The organism is uncultured Cetobacterium sp., assembly GCF_947039425.1.
In the GTDB taxonomy this organism is placed as follows: Bacteria; Fusobacteriota; Fusobacteriia; order Fusobacteriales; family Fusobacteriaceae; genus Cetobacterium_A.
In genome coordinates this window covers 1-5,191 of the sequence record NZ_CAMQYW010000126.1, presented here as the reverse complement: position 1 = coordinate 5,191, position 5,191 = coordinate 1, and the positions used below count along the sequence as shown (strand labels likewise).

The following is a 5,191-nucleotide window of genomic DNA, read 5'->3' as shown; positions in this document are numbered from 1 at the left end:
GTAGAAGAGTATTTAAAAGAGATAAAAGATGAAGTAATTTTATTAAATATAGATGAGGACACTTTAACAATAGAAACGTCAGATTCATCTTCAGAATTTACGCTTATGAATGCTGACGAATTTCCTAGAATTCAAGATGATGAAGTTAAAGAAGAGGAGTTTGAATTTAATTTTAAAAAATTAGATTTGGCAGATGCTTTTGATAGAGTTAAATTTTCAGCATCTATGTCTAGTGATAATTTGTCAATAAATTGTATAAGAATGGAAATAGAAGAGAATAAAATTAAATTTATATCAACAGATACATATAGATTAACGTATTTAGAGAATGACTATAAAAAAAGTGAAAAATCATTTAAGGTGAGTATACCTATAAATACAATAGATGCTATATCAAAATTATTAAGAAATGGAAATGAAGAAGAGATATTATTTATTCAAAAAAATAAACAATTGTATTTTAAACTTGGAAATATATCAATTATAAGTAGAGTAATAGATTTACCATTTCCTAATTATAAAGCAATATTAGATGCAAGTGGTTATAATAAAAAATTAGAAATAAATAAAATAGATTTTGAAAAAATGCTTAAAAGAATTCAAATTTTTGTAAAGAATAATTCAGAATCAAAGTTTGGAGCGATATTTACTTTAAATAATGATACTTTGGAAATAGAGGGTACAGGAGAGATAGCTAAAGCAAAGGAGATTTCAAAAATTAATTTTCAAGGAGATAATTTAAAAATATCTTTAAATGTTAAATTTTTATTGGAATTTACTCAATCTGGAGATAAGGAAAATTCAGAAATATCTTTAGAATTTACATCATCTAATAGTGCTGTAAGACTAAGAAGAGTAAACGAAGACAATTATACGTACATTGTGATGCCTTTAGCTTTGAAAGACTAGAAAATAAAAACTACTAGCTTACAGAGTAAGCTAGTTTTTATTTTGAAAATGTAATTATTTGTGGTATAATTTGGATAATATTTTTTCATTAAAGGAGAAATAATGATCAATTTTTATATACTAAAACTAATTTATGAAATATATTATTTAAGGTTTTTAATATCAGAGAGATTTTCAAAAGACCTAGTAAATAGTAAAATAGCCAATAAATTTATAAAATTTAATAATAAAATAGTTTTGAAAAAAATAGCTAATAAAAAATTATTAAAAGTGTCAATTTTATTACCACACTGTATTCAGAAATATAATTGTAATTTAAAAATAACAAATAATATAGAGAATTGTAAAATGTGTGGGATGTGTGATATTTCTGATTTTATAAAAATAAAAAAGGAATATAAAAATATCAGTGTAAAAGTAGCTACAGGTGGAACTTTAGCAAGGTTATATTTGAAAGAATATAAACCTAACTTAGTTATTGCAGTAGCTTGTAAAAGAGATTTAATGTCAGGGATACATGATAGTTTTCCAATGCCTGTTTATGGTGTTTTTAATGAAATCATTAATTCACCCTGTATAGATACAAAGGTATCAATAGAAGTGATAAGAAAAGTTTTAAGAGAGGTGGGAATCGAGTGAGAAAACTGAAATTATTAATAGCAGGATTATTAATATGTTCTGGATTATATGCGTCTCAAAAAGAGGATATTAAGTTTTTAGATCAACTTTTCATTCAAAAAAAATATTCAATGGCTTTACAAGAATCTAATCGTTTTATAGAAAAATATCCGAACTCGAAATATTTAAAAAACATTATAATTAGAATGGGTCAGGTTTATTATATGAATGGCGATTATAGCAATTCAATAAGAGTATTAAATAAGGCATTAAATTTAAAAAAATTAAAAGAAGATGATAAAAATACAATTTATTTATATTTAGCTAAAAGTTATGCAGGAAAAAAAGAGTATAATTCAGCTAAAAAAATAGCTGGTATGGTAAATAGATCAACTGTTGATGGAAAAGATACATACGAAGATATATTATTATCAATAGGAAGAGGTTATTTAGATAATGGAGATTATTTAAGAGCGCAAAGCCAATTAAATGATGCACTATTATTACAAGGAAGTAGATATAATGAGATAGTTCTTAATCTAGCGTTAGCAGCATATAATAATTCTCAATATATTAAAACAACAGTATATTTAGATGAATTTTATAGAGGTGGAGGAAAATCAAATGAGGGATTGGTTAATTACTTATACGGATCTTCTTATTATAAAATTAATGAAAATACAAAGGCTTTAGAATATTTTAATAAATTGATTAAAAGTCCAGAAAATTCTGAATATAAATCTTTAGCAATATTAACATCTGTTGAAATTTATTTAAAACAAGAGAATATAGAAAAAGCTAAAAGCATATTATTGAGCTTGAAAAATAATTCAAAGTTATATAATGAAGCTTTAAAAAGTTTCGGAGATTATTTCTTAGTGAAGAATAATAATAAAGAAGCTATTGATTATTATTCTCAAATAACGAGTAAAAATAACTCTGAGGTTATTTATGGAATAGCATTAAGTGAATATAAACTTAAAAACTATGATACAGCTTTAGTTAGTTTTAGAAAATTATTTACAACAAAATATAAGAAAGAAAGTATCTATTATCAAATGCTTATAGAATATCAAAGAAAAAACTATTCTTGGATATTAGAAAATATAAATTTAGTTAATGGTATTAATTATTTACCAGCAGAAAAAATTGCAATAAATAATTTAATAGGAACATCGGCTTTTGAAAAGGGAGATTTTATAAAAGCTAAAGAGTTTTATAAGAAAAATTATGATATGAGCCCAACAAAAGAGAATTTATATAAGTTAATTGTAGCAACATCAAAATTAAAAAATAATAAAGATATATATTCATATATTAAAGAGTATAATAATATGTATCCAACAGATCAAGAATATAGAAAAAATATAACTATGATATTAGCAAATGAATATATAGGTGATAAAAAATCTGAGGAAGCTGTAGAGTTATATAAAAATTATTTGGAAACAAATAGAGATACTGATATTATTTCTAATTTAATTGATGTTTTAATTGCTCAGAAAGATTATAATGATGTTTTGGAATATTTAAACATACAAGATTCATCAGAGGAAAATACTTATTTAAAAGGTATTGCAACTATGGGTATGGGAAAATATGATGAAGCGGAAATATATTTTAATCAAATTACTAAAGATGATTCTAAGGCAGATAAGGCTTTAAAAGAAAAAGCTAAATATAATTCTATTAGAAATTATTTTTTATGGGAAAAATATCCTGATGTAGTTAACTATGGAGAAAAATATATTCAAAGTGATAGCTTATTTGGATTAGAAGATGTAGTTGATAAGGTAGCTATAAGTTACTTTAGAATGGATAATCCAGAAAAAGCTAGAGAGTATTTTGACAAATTAAAATTAGTTTCAAATATGGGAGATTATGCACAATTTCAAATAGGAGAAACATATTATAGTGAAAAAGATTATTTAAAAGCAATAGAAAATTATCATATAAGTGCAACAACAGCAAAGGATCCTAAATATAGAGAAAATGGAGCTTATTGGGAGATTTCATCATTATATTTAATGAAAAATATTCCAGAATTTACAACAAAAAGTAATGAATTTATAAAAGAATATCCTGATTCATCATTAAAAGATAATGTTTTTTTAATGGAGGGAGAACTTTATGGAATAAATGGAGACTATGAAAATAGTATTGCTACTTATGAAAATTTATATAATGAAACATTGGATAAAGATTTAAAAGAGAAATCTTTAATGAAGATAATTGATCTTAATCAATCAAATAAAAACTTTGAAAAAGAATTAGAATGGATTGAAAAAATAACAACAGATAATAAAAAAACTTATTATACAGCTAGATATTTAATAAGAAAAAATGAACCTGAAAAAGCAAAAATTGAGTTAGAAAAATTGTTATTAACAGATGATTATAAAGATTTTGCAGGTGTAAGTTTGGGAGATTATTATTTAAGTAAAAAAGATTATGTTTCTGCAGAAAAAAACTATGATATAGCTATTCAAATGGAAAGCAGTGCGTATAAAGATAAGGCATTATATGAAGTTGCAAATATTCAAAAAGATTCAGATCAATTAAAAGATGCAATAAGAAACTATACTAAACTTTATGTTTTATATCCTCAAAGTAAATATTCTTTAGAATCTCAAATAAGAATAGCTGAAAGTTATGAAAAATTAGAAGAGTATAAAGAAGCTTCAGCGCAATATGAGGAGTTATTGAAAAGTAAAAGTACTAATAAGGATTATTTTTTAGAGAAATTAATTTTTTTAAATTTGAAATTGAAAAAAGTAGAAAAAGCAAAAGAGTATTATCTTAAATTACAGGAAGTAGATCCAAAACTTTCTGAAAAATATAAAAACTTTTTTAATGGAGGAGATAAAGAATGAAAAAATTAATGTTAGCTGGATTTATGGTAGTATCAATGGGATTATTTGCTAATAGCGAAAATGTAATTATTGATAAAGAGGTAACTGGAGTAAATCAAGAACAATTAATAATACCAAAATCAACAAGTACAGATGTAAAGTTAAGTACAGATGCAATAAAATTAGAAGATAAAAATATATCTGCAGATAATTACAAAGATCAAAAGCAAATAATTCAATTAAGTGATAAAGATAATGACTTAAATAAAAGTTTAATTGAAGATAAAGGAACTCCAATTTGGAAATATGTAATTGGAATAGTAGCGTTAGTGACATTAGGTGTAGCACTATAAAATATTGGGAGGTTTAAAATGTACTGGTTAACAAATGGTGGAATACTTATGTATTTTATAGTTCTAATGTCTATACTAGGACTTTATGTAATAATAGAGAGATTTGTATATTTTAAAATGAATGAAAATGTAAATATGTCTAGAATTAGACCTATTTTACGTCAAGCAATTGAAAAAAATGATATAAAAGGAGCTATAACTGCTCTAGGTACAAAGCAAAGTTCAACAGCAAAAGTATTAAAAGAGGTTTTAATCTTTTGGTACAAAACTAGAAGTACTAATACTGAAAGTTTAGAAGAAAAAGCAAGAGAAGTTGCTTTAGCTCAAATACCAAAATTAGAAAGAAATATGTGGTTATTATCAGTTGTAGCACATACAACACCTTTAATTGGATTATTAGGAACTGTAACAGGTATGATTAAAGCTTTCCAAGCAGTATCATTACATGGAACAGGAGAT

The 5,191-nt window shown here is 24.1% G+C and carries 5 protein-coding genes; all 5 read left to right on the top strand.

The genetic code is table 11. The features are described 5' to 3' along the window. A partial coding sequence (gene dnaN / locus Q0V09_RS07320; RefSeq protein ID WP_297488015.1) for a DNA polymerase III subunit beta occupies positions 1–909 on the top strand: 909 nt, incomplete at its 5' end. Between the two features lie 102 nt (positions 910–1,011). Then, positions 1,012–1,548: a DUF116 domain-containing protein gene (locus Q0V09_RS07315; RefSeq protein ID WP_297407479.1), complete on the top strand. Its 537-nt coding sequence runs from the start codon at positions 1,012–1,014 to the stop codon at positions 1,546–1,548. Continuing rightward, on the top strand, positions 1,545–4,400 hold the full coding sequence (locus Q0V09_RS07310; protein ID WP_297488012.1) for a tetratricopeptide repeat protein: 2,856 nt from the start codon (positions 1,545–1,547) through the stop codon (positions 4,398–4,400). The genes Q0V09_RS07315 and Q0V09_RS07310 overlap by 4 nt, the downstream gene beginning before the upstream one ends. Next, the gene (locus tag Q0V09_RS07305) at positions 4,397–4,732 is read left to right on the top strand and encodes a hypothetical protein (protein WP_297406102.1); all 336 of its coding nucleotides are present in this window, start codon (positions 4,397–4,399) and stop codon (positions 4,730–4,732) included. The genes Q0V09_RS07310 and Q0V09_RS07305 overlap by 4 nt, the downstream gene beginning before the upstream one ends. Positions 4,733–4,750: 18 nt before the next feature. After that, positions 4,751–5,191: MotA/TolQ/ExbB proton channel family protein (locus Q0V09_RS07300; RefSeq protein WP_297488009.1), on the top strand; the 441-nt coding region annotated here is incomplete at its 3' end.

Coding starts and splice junctions, on each gene's coding strand:
- Q0V09_RS07315 (WP_297407479.1), top strand. CDS start 1,012: ATGATCAATTTTTATATACTAAAACTAATTTATGAAATATATTATTTA.
- Q0V09_RS07305 (WP_297406102.1), top strand. CDS start 4,397: ATGAAAAAATTAATGTTAGCTGGATTTATGGTAGTATCAATGGGATTA.